This is a genomic window from Bradyrhizobium sp. Cp5.3, from assembly GCF_000426265.1.
Taxonomy (GTDB): Bacteria; Pseudomonadota; Alphaproteobacteria; order Rhizobiales; family Xanthobacteraceae; genus Bradyrhizobium; species Bradyrhizobium neotropicale.
The window spans coordinates 39,916-54,383 of the sequence record NZ_AUFA01000020.1 but is presented as its reverse complement, the minus strand read 5'-3'; the positions used below and the strand labels follow the sequence as shown (position 1 = coordinate 54,383).

17 protein-coding genes and 1 tRNA gene are annotated in these 14,468 nt (G+C 63.6%); 11 read left to right on the top strand and 7 right to left on the bottom strand.

The features are described 5' to 3' along the window. Positions 1 to 73: 73 nt before the first annotated feature. Together K289_RS0124780 and K289_RS0124775 are read right to left on the bottom strand one after the other, a co-directional pair. Positions 74 to 1,381: an ammonium transporter gene (locus K289_RS0124780; protein WP_027554020.1), complete on the bottom strand. Its 1,308-nt coding sequence runs from the start codon at positions 1,379 to 1,381 to the stop codon at positions 74 to 76. 74 nt (positions 1,382 to 1,455) lie between these two features. Then, positions 1,456 to 1,794: a P-II family nitrogen regulator gene (locus K289_RS0124775; protein WP_027554019.1), complete on the bottom strand. Its 339-nt coding sequence runs from the start codon at positions 1,792 to 1,794 to the stop codon at positions 1,456 to 1,458. 243 nt (positions 1,795 to 2,037) lie between these two features. Here K289_RS0124775 and K289_RS0124770 point away from each other — a divergent pair, with 243 nt between their 5' ends. Next, positions 2,038 to 2,913, top strand: a complete 876-nt coding sequence (locus tag K289_RS0124770; protein ID WP_027554018.1) for a DUF4339 domain-containing protein — start codon at positions 2,038 to 2,040, stop codon at positions 2,911 to 2,913. A gap of 1 nt (position 2,914) precedes the next feature. Here K289_RS0124770 and tesB read toward each other — a convergent pair whose 3' ends face one another. Further along, on the bottom strand, positions 2,915 to 3,775 hold the full coding sequence (tesB, locus tag K289_RS0124765) for an acyl-CoA thioesterase II (protein WP_027554017.1): 861 nt from the start codon (positions 3,773 to 3,775) through the stop codon (positions 2,915 to 2,917). A 234-nt stretch (positions 3,776 to 4,009) separates the two neighbouring features. On the opposite strand from tesB, the gene K289_RS0124760 reads away from it, so the two are divergent. Next, positions 4,010 to 5,230: a ubiquinone biosynthesis hydroxylase gene (locus K289_RS0124760; RefSeq protein WP_027554016.1), complete on the top strand. Its 1,221-nt coding sequence runs from the start codon at positions 4,010 to 4,012 to the stop codon at positions 5,228 to 5,230. 62 nt (positions 5,231 to 5,292) lie between these two features. Here K289_RS0124760 and K289_RS0124755 read toward each other — a convergent pair whose 3' ends face one another. Next, positions 5,293 to 5,490, bottom strand: a complete 198-nt coding sequence (locus tag K289_RS0124755) for a Trm112 family protein (protein WP_027554015.1) — start codon at positions 5,488 to 5,490, stop codon at positions 5,293 to 5,295. A gap of 81 nt (positions 5,491 to 5,571) precedes the next feature. After that, positions 5,572 to 6,105, bottom strand: coding sequence for a TetR/AcrR family transcriptional regulator (locus K289_RS0124750; protein ID WP_027554014.1), 534 nt, complete (start codon positions 6,103 to 6,105; stop codon positions 5,572 to 5,574). A gap of 107 nt (positions 6,106 to 6,212) precedes the next feature. On the opposite strand from K289_RS0124750, the gene K289_RS0124745 reads away from it, so the two are divergent. The 8 genes from K289_RS0124745 to K289_RS44970 all read left to right on the top strand — a co-directional run bounded on the left by K289_RS0124745 (position 6,213) and on the right by K289_RS44970 (position 12,332). Then, positions 6,213 to 6,563: a hypothetical protein gene (locus K289_RS0124745; protein ID WP_027554013.1), complete on the top strand. Its 351-nt coding sequence runs from the start codon at positions 6,213 to 6,215 to the stop codon at positions 6,561 to 6,563. 142 nt (positions 6,564 to 6,705) lie between these two features. Next, entirely contained in the window at positions 6,706 to 7,518 is an 813-nt protein-coding gene (locus tag K289_RS0124740) for an SDR family oxidoreductase (RefSeq protein WP_027554012.1), read from the top strand. Positions 7,519 to 7,721: 203 nt separating this feature from the next. Next, positions 7,722 to 8,000: a PepSY domain-containing protein gene (locus K289_RS0124735; protein ID WP_027554011.1), complete on the top strand. Its 279-nt coding sequence runs from the start codon at positions 7,722 to 7,724 to the stop codon at positions 7,998 to 8,000. A gap of 20 nt (positions 8,001 to 8,020) precedes the next feature. Continuing rightward, positions 8,021 to 8,614: a cytochrome b/b6 domain-containing protein gene (locus K289_RS0124730; protein WP_027554010.1), complete on the top strand. Its 594-nt coding sequence runs from the start codon at positions 8,021 to 8,023 to the stop codon at positions 8,612 to 8,614. Positions 8,615 to 8,942: 328 nt separating this feature from the next. Next, positions 8,943 to 10,496 carry a hypothetical protein gene (locus K289_RS0124725; RefSeq protein WP_027554009.1) on the top strand — a complete coding sequence of 518 codons (1,554 nt, stop codon included), beginning with the start codon at positions 8,943 to 8,945 and terminating at the stop codon, positions 10,494 to 10,496. Between the two features lie 64 nt (positions 10,497 to 10,560). After that, on the top strand, positions 10,561 to 11,031 hold the full coding sequence (locus tag K289_RS0124720; protein ID WP_051310756.1) for an FMN-binding protein: 471 nt from the start codon (positions 10,561 to 10,563) through the stop codon (positions 11,029 to 11,031). Then, positions 11,012 to 11,923 (top strand): FAD:protein FMN transferase, encoded by a 912-nt coding sequence (locus K289_RS0124715; RefSeq protein WP_027554007.1) that lies wholly within the window; start codon positions 11,012 to 11,014, stop codon positions 11,921 to 11,923. The genes K289_RS0124720 and K289_RS0124715 overlap by 20 nt, the downstream gene beginning before the upstream one ends. Next, positions 11,913 to 12,332 carry a hypothetical protein gene (locus tag K289_RS44970; RefSeq protein ID WP_051310755.1) on the top strand — a complete coding sequence of 140 codons (420 nt, stop codon included), beginning with the start codon at positions 11,913 to 11,915 and terminating at the stop codon, positions 12,330 to 12,332. The genes K289_RS0124715 and K289_RS44970 overlap by 11 nt, the downstream gene beginning before the upstream one ends. Positions 12,333 to 12,344: 12 nt before the next feature. On the opposite strand, the gene K289_RS0124705 is transcribed toward K289_RS44970, so the two are convergent. Together K289_RS0124705 and trxA are read right to left on the bottom strand one after the other, a co-directional pair. Beyond that, positions 12,345 to 13,022 carry an LON peptidase substrate-binding domain-containing protein gene (locus K289_RS0124705; RefSeq protein WP_027554006.1) on the bottom strand — a complete coding sequence of 226 codons (678 nt, stop codon included), beginning with the start codon at positions 13,020 to 13,022 and terminating at the stop codon, positions 12,345 to 12,347. A gap of 115 nt (positions 13,023 to 13,137) precedes the next feature. Continuing rightward, the gene (trxA, locus tag K289_RS0124700; RefSeq protein ID WP_027554005.1) at positions 13,138 to 14,061 is read right to left on the bottom strand and encodes a thioredoxin; all 924 of its coding nucleotides are present in this window, start codon (positions 14,059 to 14,061) and stop codon (positions 13,138 to 13,140) included. A gap of 275 nt (positions 14,062 to 14,336) precedes the next feature. On the opposite strand from trxA, the gene K289_RS0124695 reads away from it, so the two are divergent. After that, positions 14,337 to 14,411 (top strand) — tRNA-Gly (locus tag K289_RS0124695). Positions 14,412 to 14,468: the final 57 nt, after the last annotated feature.

Below are 14,468 nucleotides of genomic sequence, written 5' to 3'. Positions count from 1 at the left end.
CAGGCATGACAGGCTGCCGACACAATGTTGCTCACGCGCCGGGCAGCCTTCCGGTACTTTGGTGGGGGTAGGCTTACTGCAGGGCCTCGCCGTGCTGCGAAATATCGAGCCCTTCCAGCTCGTGCTCGCGAGATACGCGCAAGGGCACGAACAGGGCGACCAGCTTGAGCAGGACGAAACTCACGCCCGCCGACCACGCAAAGGTAACGGCGACGCCGTAGAGCTGGATCAGCAGCTGCTGGGGATGGCCCTCGAGCAGGCCGGCCGTGCCGCCGATGGCGCTGGTCGCGAACACACCGGCCAGCAGGGTACCGGTCAGCCCGCCGATGCCGTGGACGCCGAACACGTCCAGCGAGTCGTCGTACTTGAAGCGGTGCTTCAGCCAGGTGCAGGCCCAGTAGCAGACCGCCCCGGCGATCACGCCGATGACGATGCCGTGCCACGGCGCGACGAAACCCGAGGCCGGCGTGATGGTGCCGAGGCCTGCCACCGCGCCGGAGATCATGCCGAGCACCGAGGGTTTGCGCCGCGTCGACCATTCGATCGCGCCCCAGGTTAGCGCGCCGGAGCAGGCCGCGAGATGCGTCGCGATGATCGCCATCACGGCACGCGCATTGGCCGCGCCCGCCGAGCCGCCGTTGAAGCCGAACCAGCCAACCCAGAGCAGGCCCGTGCCCATGACGGCGAGCGAGAGATCGAACGGTGAGAGGTTGTCGATGCCGTAGCCATGACGGCGTCCCATCACCTTCGCCGCCACGAGACCGCCGGTGCCGGCCGACAGATGCACCACGAGGCCACCGGCGAAATCCAGCACGCCCATGCTGGCGAGGAAGCCGCCGCCCCACACCCAATGCGCCAGCGGAATGTAGACGAAGATGAACCAGGCGATGGAGAACAATAGATAGGCGGAGAAACGCATGCGGTCGGCGACCGAGCCCGCCACCAGCGCCACCGTGATGATGGCGAAGGTCATCTGGTAGAGCATGAACAGCGCTTCCGGAATCGTCTTGGCGGCGGGGTTCACGCTGTCCATCGTCATGCCGGCGAGAAACCAGCGGTCGAGCGTGCCGAGCCACGGACCGTCGCCGACGAAGCAGAGCGAGTAACCGAACGCGACCCAGAGAATAGAGATCAGCGTCACCGCGGCGAGACTCTGCGCCATGGTTGCGAGCACGTTCTTCTTGCGCACCATGCCGGAATAGAACAGCGCCAGCCCCGGGATCGTCATCATCAGCACCAGGGCGGTGGCGACGATCATCCAGGCGGTGTCGGCGGTGTTGATCTCGGAGCTGGCGGCATGCGCGGGCGTTGCCGGCGAAACTGTCAACACAAGTCCAATCGGCGCAGCAAATGTCGCTGCGCGGCGCAAGAATCCCGCCATGTCGTTTCCCCCAGCATAGAAGTCGCGTCGCACCCTGTGGCGTCGTCGCCCGGTGCGATCGAAGAAGACGATTGTTAGAGCGCGTCGCTGTCGGTTTCGCCGGTGCGGATGCGCAGCGCGTGGTCGATCGGCGTGACGAAGATCTTGCCGTCGCCGATCTGGCCGGTGCGCGCCGTCGCGGTGATCACGCTGACGGCCTTGTCGGCGATGTCGGACGGGACCGCGATCTCGATCCGCAGCTTCGGCAGGAAGTTCACGACATATTCGGCGCCGCGATAGATCTCGGTGTGCCCCTTCTGGCGGCCATAGCCCTTCACTTCGGTCACGGTCATGCCGTGGACGCCGATCGCCGTCAGCGCCTGGCGGACCTCATCGAGCTTGAAGGGTTTGATGATCGCGACGACGAGTTTCATGGTCAGGCCTATTCCCCGGGCTACGCCGCGCCGCATGTCCCCGGCGCTGCGTCAATCTGGCATCTTTCCGGGCAAATGGCACAAAAAAGTTGCAGATTGAAGGGGAAAAACGCGGGTGGTCTCCGGCCGTCGCCTCTGTACAGGGCGGCCGTTCATCCCTCACAATGCATTTTTGGCATGGATGCGGTGAACCTGCGCGTGCCGAACGGTACATAAGTATTTTGGGACTTGAGGGGGCGCTTCATGGCGAGTTGGTTCTACGCATCCGAGGGCAAGCAGCAGGGGCCCTATCCCGAAGCGCAATTCCGCGATCTCGTAAGCCAGGGTGTCGTCCGCCCGGACACGCTGGTGTGGACCGAGGGCATGGCCGGCTGGCAGAAGGCCGCCGAAATTCCCGGACTGATCGGGGGCGCCGGTGCGCCGCCGATGATCCCGACCGCCGGCGGCCCGCCGATGCGCGCCGGAACTGACCAACCGCTCACGGCCGATTTCAGTGTTTTCGGTCTGCTCGGTCGCACCATCGTGTTCATCATCGGCATGCTGCTGGTGATCCCCGCACCCTGGGTCGCCGTCTGGTTCTACAAATGGATCACGTCGCACATCCACGTGCCGGGTCGCCCGAATTTCGGCTTTGCCGGCCAGCCGATGGACATCTGGTACGTGTTCATGGCTAACGGGCTCCTGACTTATGCCAGCCTCACCGGCATTTCGTTCGCGCCGCTCGTTGCGACGATCATCAACGCCTTCCTCGCCTGGATGATCATCCGATGGATTGCGGCCAATCTCACCTCGAATGGCGAGCGGCTGCCGATCTCGTTTCAGGGCAGTGCGGTCGGCTATGTCGGCTGGTACCTGCTGCTGTTCATTTCCACCATCACCATCATCGGCTGGGCGTGGGTGATGGCGTTCTGGATGCGCTGGATCTGCCGCAACATCGAAGGCACGCGGCGCGAGGTTGTGTTCAACGGCAGCGGTTGGGAGATCCTGTGGCGAACGTTCGTGTTCTCCTTGGCCTCGAGCTTCATCATCCCGATTCCGTGGATGCTGCGCTGGTACGGCCGCTGGTACGTGTCGCAATTCGCGCTCGCCGATCGCGGCGCGGTGAATCACGGTTTCTGAATTACTTCCGCTCGCGCACGGAGCCTTCCTGCGCGACGGACGCCACCAGCGTGCCGTCGGGCTTGAAGATCAGGCCGCGGGTCAATCCGCGGCCGTCCTGGGCGCTCGGCGAATCCTGCGAATAGAGCAGCCATTCGTCGGCGTGGAAGGGGCGGTGAAACCACATCGCGTGATCGAGGCTCGCCGGCATCATGCGCTTGTCGAACAGCGTGCGGCCGTAACGCGCCATGACCGCATCCAGCAGTGAGAAGTCGGACGCATAGGCCAGCGCGCACATGTGCAGCGCCGGATCGTCGGGCAGTTTGGCCGCTGTCTTGATCCAGACATTGATGCGGCCGTCCTCGATCTTCTGGCCGAAATAGCGGCCGATCTCGACCGGGCGCAGCTCGATCGGACGATCGGATTCGTAGTAGCGGCGGATGAATTCCGGCATCTCGCGGAACATCGGCTGCTTGGCCACCTCCTCCGCCGTGAGCTTCTCCGGCGGCGGCACGTCGGGCATCTTGTCCTGGTGATCGAAGACGCCCTCCTCCTCGGCATGGAACGAAACCATGATCGAGAAGATCGCGTTGCCGTGCTGGATCGCGGTGACGCGGCGGGTCGAATAGCTCCTGCCGTCGCGCAGGCGCTCGACCTGGTAGATGATCGGAATCTGCGGATCGCCCGGCAGGATGAAATAGCAATGCAGCGAGTGCGGCAGCCGGCCTTCGACGGTGCGGCAGGCCGCAACCATCGCCTGCCCGATCACCTGCCCGCCGAACACCCGCTGCCAGCTCGTCTTCGGGCTGTTGCCGCGGAACAGATTCACCTCGAGCTGCTCGAGGTCGAGGATCGAAATGAGGTCGATCAGGCCTTTGGACATGCGGTGCTTTCTTGCTTGCCGTGTTTCCGGGTGCGCGTCAGCGCGAACCCGGAAAACCGGAAGTTATTGCGCGAGATTCCGGGTGATACCCGGGCCGCGCTTCGCGCGGTTCCATCGTATCGCCCCGGAATGACACACTGGGCCGTTCCGCCCCTGTTTCACCGCACTGTTTCGCCCACCTCAAGTCTGCTAGCAAGGCCCAGAAAAGCCGAAGCGTTGGCCGGGAATTTGGGTATGTCGGTACAGGGTAGCATTGTCATTGGTGGCGGCGCGTTTGCGGGCCTGGCGCTGGCGCTGGCGCTGCGCCAGGGGCTCGGGCCCGACGTGCCCGTCATCGTCGCCGATCCCGCGCTCAGCACACGGCCGAGCCGCGACCCGCGCGCCACCGCGATCGTGGCCGCCTGTCGCCGGCTGTTCGAGGTGATCGGCGCCTGGGACGACGTCAAGGGCGAGGCGCAGCCGATCCTCGACATGGTCGTCACGGATTCGCAGCTCGAGGACGCCACCCGTCCGGTGTTTTTGAACTTTGCCGGCGATGTTGCGCCGGGCGAGCCGTTCGCGCATATGATCGAGAACCGCCGCCTGATCGATGCGCTGGTGGCGCGCGCGACAGCCGAGGGCGTCGATCTCCGCGCCACTGCGGTGACGTCCTACGACTCGCGCGCGGATGGCATCGACGTGACGCTCGGCGATGGCAGCGTCATTGCGGCGAGCCTGCTGATCGCCGCCGATGGTGCGAGGTCGAGGCTGCGCGAGCGCGCCGGCATCCCCACCCATGGCTGGGAGTATGATCAATCCGGCATCGTCGTCACGGTCGGCCATGAGCGCGATCACGAGGGACGCGCCGAAGAGCACTTTCTGCCCGCAGGCCCGTTCGCGATCCTGCCGCTCACCGGCAGGCGCTCCTCGCTGGTGTGGACCGAGCGCCGCACTGAGGCTGCGCGCATCGTTGGCCTGAGCGAGGAGGATTTCCATGGCGAGCTCGAGCAGCGTTTCGGCCTGCATCTCGGTGAGGTGAAGGCGCTCGACAAGCCGCGCGCGTTCCCGCTGTCCTATTTCGTGGCGCGTTCCTTCATTGCCGAGCGCATGGCGCTGGTCGGCGATTCCGCCCATGTCATCCACCCCATCGCCGGCCAGGGCCTCAACATGGGGCTGAAGGATGTCGCGGCGCTGGCCGAGGTGGTGGTCGACGCCGCGCGGCTCGGCATGGACATTGGCCAGGCCGATGTGCTCGAACGCTACCAGCGCTGGCGCCGCTTCGACACCATGGCGATGGGCGTTGCGACCAACTCGCTGAACTTCCTGTTCTCCAACAAGTCGACGCTGCTGCGCGCCGTGCGCGATATCGGCCTCGGTATCGTCGACCGCGCCCCGCCGCTGAAGAATATGTTCATCCGCCAGGCCGCCGGCCTCACCGGCGAAGTGCCGCGGTTGCTGAAGGGCGAGGCGTTGTGAGGAGGCGGATTGTGAGTGGGGAATAGCGAGTAGGCCTATTCGCCACTCACCGTTCGCCATCCTCAATCGATCTTGCGCGCCTCTTCCGGCAGCATGATCGGGATGCCGTCGCGGATCGGATAGGCGAGTTTTGCGCTGCGCGAGATCAGCTCCTGCCGGGCAGCGTCGAATTCGAGCGGGCCCTTGGTCAATGGGCAGACCAGGATTTCCAGCAGCTTGGGATCGACGCTGTTTTCGGGGCGTTCGGTGGGCGCGTTCATCATGGTCTCCGGCGGTCGGCTGCCTGTAGCACAGAAGCGACAGCTGCCCAACGTCCATGTAACGGAATTGCTACGCGCGGATCACGAGGCAGAGACCATCCGCAGGAGCTCGCCGAGCTGGATCTTCAGCCGTGCCGCCGGCATCGTCGTGCCCGACAGGGCGAAACCGAGGAACGTCCAGTACAGGATCTGCGCGCGGGCCTCTGCCATCGCCGGGGCAAGCCCCCGCTTCGCCAGCAGCGCCTCGATATAGTCGAGCCTGCGGCGGTCGATGGCGCGGACCGCTGCTTGCGCCGCCGGATCGAACGCCGCCCAGTTGCGCACGGCCCGCTCGAGATCGAGCCGCGCGCCAAACGACCTGCGCAGCAAGGATTTCAGCGGCTCATCACTGTCCGCCTCGACGTCGGCGATGATCTGCTCGGCCGCGATTTCGCGCCAGCGCTTCAGCACGGCCGCATGGAACGCGCTGAGATCGGCAAAATGCCAGTAGAAGCTGCCGCGCGAAACGCCCATGGCTTTGGCCAGCGGATCGGCCTTGAGCGCGGTGAAGCCGCTTTTGCCGAGCGCCTTGAGGCCTTGTTTGATCCAGTCGTCGGCGGAGAGCTGTTCGGTCATGTCTGGTTCCACTACCTGACCATACAGTAGTGTATTGACAGGCGCCGCGCCAGCGCCTATCTCACCATACAGTACTGTATGGAAAACCATCGAATGGAGGCTTATCGATGCGCGATCTGTTGCTCCAATGTTCCGGCGCCGCCGCGATCGTGATCGCGCTGATCCATGGTCTGCTCGGCGAAACAAAAGTGTTCACCCGCGCCAGCATCGAACCGCCACGTCTGCGCACCCTCATTCGCCTGGTCTGGCAGGCCGGCACGGTGGCGTGGATCGGCGGCGGCGTGCTGCTTTTCGCCGTCCCTTGGATGGAGTCGAATCTCGCGCGTCATTGGATCATCGTGACGCTCGCGATTGTGTTCGGCTTTGCGGCACTAGCCAACGCCTGGGCGCACCGTGGACGCCATTTCGGCTGGATCGGGATGAGCGCCGTCGTCGCGATGGCGCTTGCCGGCTACTGACCGTCCCTCGAACAAGGCGCCATGCCTTCAAATGCCATGCCTCCAAATGGAGCCGCGCTATGGACGCCGCAATGGAGCCGCGCATGAGCACGACTGACGGACCACGGGCGAGCCGGTGCCCAGGGCTGACGGATGTTGAAGCATGGCATTGACGCTAGTCACCGGCGGCACGGGCCATTTGGGTCAGGATATCGTCGGTCGCCTCGTCCGAGACGGGCACCGCGTTCGGGTTTTTGCGAGATCGCCGGGCACGCGATCGGATATCGAATGGGTCATCGGCGATCTTGCCACGGGCGCGGGACTGCGCGAGGCGCTGCGTGACGTTGACACCGTCATCAATGCGGCGACCTTCTCGCCCATCGCGCGGCGTGGCGGCATTCGTCCCGTGGACTTCTTCCGGTCTCCCTCTGCCGTGGATGTCGAGGGAACGGAGCGCTTGCTGTCGCTCTGTCAGGAGACGTCGGTGCGACACGTCCTGCACGTCTCGATCGTCGGCCTTGAAGGGGCCACGTTGCCTTACGCCCGGGTCAAGCTCGCCGGCGAACGGCTGATCCGCGCCTCCGCGACCCCGTGGTCTGTCGTTCGCGCGATGCCGTTCTACTATCTGCTTGACGCCATGCTCTCTGGCCTCGCCTGGCTTCCGGTATGGCCGGTGCCGACAACGTTGTTCAATCCCGTCGACACGTCGGATGTCGCCGATCAGGTCGTGGCATATGCGTTCGACGGTGGACGCGGCGAACGCGCGGAGATCGGCGGTCCCCAGGATCTCAGCCTTGTTGTGCTTGCCAGCCAATACCGGGATGCCCGCGGACTCAGCCGCAAGATCCTGCCGCTGGCCCTTTCGGAGGCGAGGGCACAGGGTATGGGCTTCGTCGTCAGCGGTGGCGTGCGCGGACGGCTCTCCTGGGCGGATTGGCTGCAGCGTCGGTATCAGGGCATGCGAGGTTCAGGTTAGGAGCTGATCTCAACTCATGAGGCGTAAGGCCGCAGCGAGGTATCAAATACACGTTGCATGCGGGCGGCACGGAGCTTTTGGCCGACGTTAGAATATATCTAAAGCATTTCAGGCCCGAACCGAGTTGACTCCGCGATCTCCTTTGCTTCCTTCGATCGCGCTTCGCGCTAGGCGTTGCGCACACGAAACAGGAGGAGATTTTCGTGAGGGTCATTCGCGTTGTTGCCATTGCACTGTCGATCGGGATGAGCATGGGGTCGGCGGCCATGGCCGACGGCTTCAAGAATTGCACCAAGCTCGACAAAGCGTCGTGGAAGCCGGCAAGTGACGCCGAAGCCAAGGCCAAGGCGGCCGGCTATGAGGTGCGGCGCTCCAAGATCGAGGGTTCGTGCTATGAGGTCTATGGCGTGAAGGAAGGCAAGCTCTATGAGCTGTTCTACAGCCCCGAGGATCTCAGCCTGAAGCACACGATCGCAAAGTGACGGTCTAAGGTGATCCTGGCTTGAAGGAAGAAGCGGTGCCAGATGCGCGCGGGGTGGCCGGACGGCCCCCCGCGGACCGAACCGCTCCGCGGATGGTCGAGGTCTGGGACCTCCCGCTGCGGCTCTGGCACTGGCTTCTCGCCGGCTTCGTCCTGGTCGCGTGGTTCACGCCCACCGTCCATGACACCCTTCACCGCTTCGCTGGCTACAGCGTGATCGGGCTGTTGGCCTTCCGCCTGATTTGGGGCGTCTATGGCAGCCGCTATGCGCGCTTTCGCATGGTCGGGGTCAGGCTTCGCGCCGCACCGCGCTATCTCCTGAATCTGCGCCGCGGCATGACCGGCCGCTATATCGGGCTCAATCCCGCCGGCACCTTGATGCTGGTGGCGTTGCTGCTGACGCTCGCCGTCTCCGCGATCTCAGGTGCGATGGCGGTGACGGTCACCTTCTTCGGCATCTGGTGGGTCGAGGACACCCACACTTATTCCTCGGACGCCGTAATCGTCCTCGTCGTGCTGCACGTCGCGGGCGTGGTGCTGATGGCGATTCTCCAGCGCGAAAACCTCGTGCGCGCGATGATCACGGGACGCAAGCGCATCCGCAGTCATTCCTGAGCAGGGACGGGTTTAGTTCAATTCGCAATGCGCGAGTGCGTCTCCTGGTCCCACTCGTCTGTTTCTGTAGGGATTCCCGTCATATCAACTGCTCACGCTGCAGCAGGATACGAGTTCTTTTGATTTATTCTAATTCTAATCTGGAGTGATTCTAGTCACGGCCATCCGTCTTCTGCTTCCCAAAAACGCTCCTGCCTGTTTTTCCTGCGACCGGATGTCGCAATTCTTGGGGGCACGCATGGCACCGCACGTTTCCACTGACCCGCTTGCATTTCGATTCGAACCCCGTCGATGCCCCAGCCGATCAGCTCTGCTGGCGGCGACAGCGATGTCGATCCTGAGTTCTGGCGGAGCTTTTGCAGCGGATGGTGATGCGAACGCAGTGTTGCTCAAGAAGCTGGAAAAGATGGAGCAACGCATCCAGCAGCTCGAAACCGAACTGAAGCAGAAGCAGGATCGCCCGACGGCCGACGCAGACGCAAAGCGGGCGGCCAAAACGACATCGCTGACGAGCGCCAATGCAGCCGCGCCATCCGCAGGGGCAAAGGACGCACCAGCCAAGTCCGAGGATCAAAAGCCCGAAGCTCAATCGTCCGAGAAATCGACCAAGTCGAAGTCGAAAGACTTCATCGCCTTGCCGCCGCTGCCGTCAGCGTCGGACAAACCGATCCTCGGGCTTGCGGATTCTCCGGTCTCCGGCCTCAGCATCGGGGCTTATGGCGAGATGAACTTCGGCACCATCCAGAATCCTGCTGCCGGTGGCCAGTGGCAGAAGGGTTTTGACGCGGCCAGGTTCGTTCTCCTACCCACCTATGCGATCACCCCGAACATCATCTTCAATGCGGAAATCGAGTTTGAGCACGCGGGCTCCGGATTTGACAACGACGACAAGCTGCACGGCACCGCCGAGATCGAGCAGCTCTGGGTCGATTTCAAGATCATCGACCAATTCAACTGGCGTTCGCCGGGCATCGATCTGGTGCCGATCGGGTACATCAATCAGCATCACGAACCCACGCAATTTTACAGCGTACTCCGGCCCGCACTCTACAACGGCCTCATTCCGTCGACCTGGAAGGTCCCATCCACCAGCGTCTATGGGACGATCACCGAGGACCTCAAATATCAGGTCATGCTCAGCACCAGCAACGAGGATTTCGGCGACTCCTTCGACAATCGCACTGAGGCAAAGACTGTCCCGCTTCCCGGGACGGCGTACGTCGCCGGCATTGACGGCGTAACCGCGCTCGCATTCTCGAGGCCCCCGCTCGGCGACTTCCAGCAACTCAACAACGCCATGGCCGTGTCCGGCCGGCTCGACTTTACGCCGACATTCTGGCCAGGCTTCGCCGGAAGCGTCAGCGCCTATTTCTCGCCGAACACGACGCCGCGCGGGGCGCATGACGATCTCGGTAACTTCCTCGGCAGGTCCAGTCTCACAATGTTTGATGCCGAATTCCGCTACAGGGTGCCCGACACAGGTCTTGAGTTTCGCGGCGAATATGTCCTCGCCGGGTTCGGACACCCGGAAAACCTGCGCGCCAACAACGACTCGGATCCGACCAACAATGTCGGCAAGTCGATGTACGGCTATTCCGGCGAGATTGCCTACCATGTCCCGCTCGGCACGATTCTCAACAGCGAGTGGGAGGCTGTGCCGTTCTATCGCTACACGTATCAGAATCTGCAAACGAGCGGCTTCGCCGGCACCGATGCCAATCTGCCGACTGGTCAGGGTCAGCGACAGTACCACACGGCCGGCTTTGCGGTGTTTCCGTCCCCGAAGATTGTGCTGAAGGCGACCTATCAGCATGTGATCGACAAGAGCGCCACCGGCGCGCTTTCGGATTCGTTCCTTGGCGGCGTTGGATTCTTCTTTTGACGCCGGCGGGGTGGCTTAGGGTAACGTCGCGGAACATGATGACAGGACCAGGAGCGAGGTGACTATGACGTGGGTGCGATACACTCTACCGGCTGTAGCCATCGTGTCTGCCGCCTCTCCTGCCTATGCCGTTCGGTACCTGTCGATCGAGGAAGCCCAGAAAGAGGCATTTCCGTCCGCGACACATTTTTCCGAGGTCCAGGCGGGCCGGGTCTGGAAGGCCGAGGCCGGCGGCAAGGCTGTCGGCTTCTTCGTGTTCGACCGGGTCGTCGGTAAGCACCTCTTCATCGACTACGCGGTGGCACTGACCCCGGCGGGCGCCGTCCATAAGGTTGAGATTCTGGAATATCGGGAATCCTATGGCGGTGAAATCAGGAGCCCGAGCTGGCTGGCGCAATTCGTCGGCAAGACCGGCGGCAGCGCGTTGAAGATCAACGGCGATATCAGGAACATCGCCGGCGCGACGCTGTCATCGACCCATGTCACCGAAGGCGTGACAAGAATACTGGCGGCTTATGGCAATCGCCTCCGATAGCATCCGTCGCGCGAGGCCGCTGCTCGGCACCTTCGTGGAGATCGAGGTCTCGGGCGCCCGCAGACCCGACATGGACGGCGCCATCGACGCCGCATTCGATGCCGTTGCGCAGGTGCATCGGCTGATGAGCTTTCATGAGCCGGATAGCGACGTCAGCCGGCTCAACCGCGAAGCCGGCATTGCCCCCTTGAGCGTTCATGCGTGGACGTTCGAGGTGCTCGAGACCGCGGTTGAGTTGCATCGCCGCTCCGGCGGGCTTTTCGATATCACGATCGCACCGGCGTTGCAGACGATGGGATTGTTGCCGCTCCTGAAGGACAAGCCGGCGTCGGCGCCGATTGCACGCTCTGCCGACGCGATTGAGCTGCTTCCGGACCAGAAGGTCCACTTTCGATCGACCGATGTCACGATTGACCTTGGTGGTATAGCGAAGGGCTTCGCCGTCGACCGCGCGGTGGCCGCGCTGCGCGATTTTGGCATTCCGGGCGGCATGGTGAACGCCGGTGGCGACCTTCGGGCCTTTGGCGCGGAGCCGCGTGCGGTTCACGTCCGCGATCCCCGCGACCCCGGCCGATCGATCTGCCACATCGACGTGGCAGACGAAGCGCTGGCTTCAACGGCGCGCCGCGTCGAGCTGTTCGACAGCAGTGAGCCGGGCTGTTCGGCAGTGATTGATCCAGCGACTCACAGGCCCGCAGACCTGATCGACGGCGTCACGGTTCGCGCCCCCACTTGCATGGTTGCCGACGCCTTGACCAAGATCGTCATGATCTCAGGGACCGATGCCGGTCAACTGCTCGAGCGTTACCAGGCCGGCGCCCTCTTGATCTCGGCCGACGGCGACGTTCAGATCACCTCCGATTGGCATCACGCGGTGCACCTTGCGGCTTAGTACATCGTTTCGCTATTCGCTCTATGCGGCGTTCGCGGCGCTGGTGCTGACCGGCGCCGGCTGGCTTGTGGCGGACTGGAGGAAGGACATTGCCGGCGATGAAGTCTGGCAACAGGTCGCCGCCAACATGCTGATGGTCCATGGCGGCATCGCGATGCTGGCGCTGTTGCTGGTGGGCGCCCTCGTTCCCGTGCACCTGCGGCGATCGTGGCGAAGCGGCAAGAATCTCGTTTCCGGATCGGTCATGGCGACGTTCAATGCCGTGCTGATCGTGACCGCGTTCGGGCTCTATTATTTGGGATCCGAAGCGGTGCGGCCATGGATGAGTTGGATCCACCTTGGCGTCGGATTTTCCCTGGCCCTGATGTTTCCGCTTCACATCTGGCTGGGTCGACGGGAGCCGCGGTAGCGCCGCCTGCCGTCACTGCAGCGGCGGATCGCCGCTGGTGCGCTTCTTGGCGAGATCCATCTCGGTCACCGCGATCAGGATCTCGGCACGGGTCTTGAGGTCCGGCGCCTCCAGCATGGCCTGCTTCTCGGCCGGGCCGTAAGGGGACATCATTGCCAGCGCGTTGACGAGAGCCTCATTGGGCGCGCTCTCGACGCCTTCCCAGTCGACCTTGAGGTTGTTGGCCTTCAGAAAGTCAGCCAGCGCCGCGAGCAGCGCCTCGCGGTTGACGTCATCCTCGCCCTTGCGAGCGGTGAAATCGTCGGCGAAGGAGAAGAAATCCACCTTGCACTGCCGGTAGGCCGTGAGAACCTCGAGCTCCTCGACGATCTTGAAGCGCGCGACGCCGGTGAGCTCGAGGATGTAGCGGCCGTCGCCGGATTCGGCGAGCTGGGTGATGCGGCCGACGCAGCCGATTCGGAACAGCGCCGGCTTGTCGGCGTTCTTGGGCGAATGCGCCACGTCCGGCTGGATCATGCCGATCAGGCGGTGGCCGTCGCGCAAGGCGTCGTCGACCATGGCGAGGTAGCGCGGCTCGAAGATGTTGAGCGGCATCTGGCCGCGCGGCAACAGCAGCGCGCCCGGCAGCGGAAACACCGGAATGATCTCCGGAAGGTCGGCGGGCCCGCGATATTCGATATTGATCGGCATCTGTGCCCGGTCCCCACTGACGTCGCTAGAGCATGGTCCGGATGCGGAGGACCCCGTCAGTGCAAAGTGTGCAGCGGTTTTCCGACAAGATCATGCTCAAACAATAGCCTCGCGCCTATGAAAACAGGATCGTCGACAAGCGCTTCCGCCCGTCGATGGTGGCATCGTCGGTGCCGCCCCAGGCCTCGAAGAACTGCACGAGCTGCTTGCGGGCGCCGTCGTCGTTCCATTTGCGGTCGCGCTTGATGATCTCGAGGAGCTGATCGGTGGCGGCCGCGCGATTTCCTTGCGCGTTGAGGGCGGTCGCAAGATCGAATCGCGCCTGATGATCGAGCGGGTCTGCGGCGACTTTCTGTTCCAGCTCGCCGACCGGTCCGAGCGACTCGGCCTGCTCGGCGAGATCGATCGCGGTCTGCACCGCCTTCACCGCGGGGTCGTTGCGCTTGGATTCCGGGACCATGGCCAGGGTCTGCTTGGCCTGCTCCATGGCGCCGGAGACGGCGTAGCATTTCGCGAGGCCCGCAAGGGCCGCGATGTTCGTCGCATCGTGGTGCAGCGCCTCGGCATAGATCTGCGCTGCCGCAGCCGCGTCGCCTTCGGCGAGCACGGCCTCGGCTTCTTGCACGATCTCGGCGACATTGACCTCGCCCGGGGCGGTGACGCCCTTGGTCAGCCGTTCGATGAAGGCGTTGACCTGGCTCTCCGGCACCGCGCCCATGAAACCGTCGGCGGGCTGGCCGTTGACGAAGGCGATCACGGCCGGGATCGACTGGATGCCCATCTGGCCCGGGATCGCCGGATGCTGGTCGATGTTCATCTTGACCAGCTTGATCTTGCCCTTGGCGGCCTTGACCGCCTTTTCCAGCACGGGGGTGAGCTGCTTGCAGGGGCCGCACCACTCCGCCCAGAAGTCGATCAGCACCGGCTGGCGCTTCGATTCCTCGATGACGTCCTTCACGAAGGTCTGGGTGGTCGTGTCCTTGATCAGGTCGGCCGCAGCCGGGCCCGCCGCTCCGTTACCCTGGTCGATGATCGTCACGGGATCCCCTCGTCTGATGTCTGGAATGGCGGCTCTTTAGCACGTCGCCAATGCATATGCTTCGCTGTCGGCTCCTAAAATTGGGCCGGGACGGCCGAATTTCAATCCGGGGGTGCCGATTCGGCAGTTCCGAGCCGTTTTCGGTCGATTCGACCGGGATTGGGGTCCATATGGGGGCCCAAATACGAATCTATGCCGCCGGTAGCTGTTGCATTCGCCGCCCGCTTTTGGCATACGACAGCCGTTGCCGGCGCGTCATGCGACCGACACAGGATGCGGGTGTAGCTCAGTGGTAGAGCACGACCTTGCCAAGGTCGGGGTCGAGGGTTCGAGCCCCTTCGCCCGCTCCAATTTTTCCCAGAGCATCCAGCCAAACCGGAACGGATCGTGGTTCGCCACGCCGCTGG

Bases quoted from the DNA above. Each gene is read 5' to 3' on its own strand.
- K289_RS0124745 (WP_027554013.1), top strand. From the start codon at position 6,213: ATGCGCGATCTGTTGCTCCAATGTTCCGGCGCCGCCGCGATCGTGATC.
- K289_RS0124780 (WP_027554020.1), bottom strand. From the start codon at position 1,381: ATGGCGGGATTCTTGCGCCGCGCAGCGACATTTGCTGCGCCGATTGGA.
- K289_RS0124740 (WP_027554012.1), top strand. From the start codon at position 6,706: ATGGCATTGACGCTAGTCACCGGCGGCACGGGCCATTTGGGTCAGGAT.
- K289_RS0124715 (WP_027554007.1), top strand. From the start codon at position 11,012: ATGGCAATCGCCTCCGATAGCATCCGTCGCGCGAGGCCGCTGCTCGGC.
- K289_RS0124705 (WP_027554006.1), bottom strand. From the start codon at position 13,022: ATGCCGATCAATATCGAATATCGCGGGCCCGCCGACCTTCCGGAGATC.
- K289_RS0124770 (WP_027554018.1), top strand. From the start codon at position 2,038: ATGGCGAGTTGGTTCTACGCATCCGAGGGCAAGCAGCAGGGGCCCTAT.
- K289_RS0124760 (WP_027554016.1), top strand. From the start codon at position 4,010: ATGTCGGTACAGGGTAGCATTGTCATTGGTGGCGGCGCGTTTGCGGGC.
- K289_RS0124775 (WP_027554019.1), bottom strand. From the start codon at position 1,794: ATGAAACTCGTCGTCGCGATCATCAAACCCTTCAAGCTCGATGAGGTC.
- K289_RS0124725 (WP_027554009.1), top strand. From the start codon at position 8,943: ATGTCGATCCTGAGTTCTGGCGGAGCTTTTGCAGCGGATGGTGATGCG.
- K289_RS0124750 (WP_027554014.1), bottom strand. From the start codon at position 6,105: ATGACCGAACAGCTCTCCGCCGACGACTGGATCAAACAAGGCCTCAAG.
- K289_RS0124720 (WP_051310756.1), top strand. From the start codon at position 10,561: ATGACGTGGGTGCGATACACTCTACCGGCTGTAGCCATCGTGTCTGCC.
- tesB (WP_027554017.1), bottom strand. From the start codon at position 3,775: ATGTCCAAAGGCCTGATCGACCTCATTTCGATCCTCGACCTCGAGCAG.
- K289_RS0124755 (WP_027554015.1), bottom strand. From the start codon at position 5,490: ATGAACGCGCCCACCGAACGCCCCGAAAACAGCGTCGATCCCAAGCTG.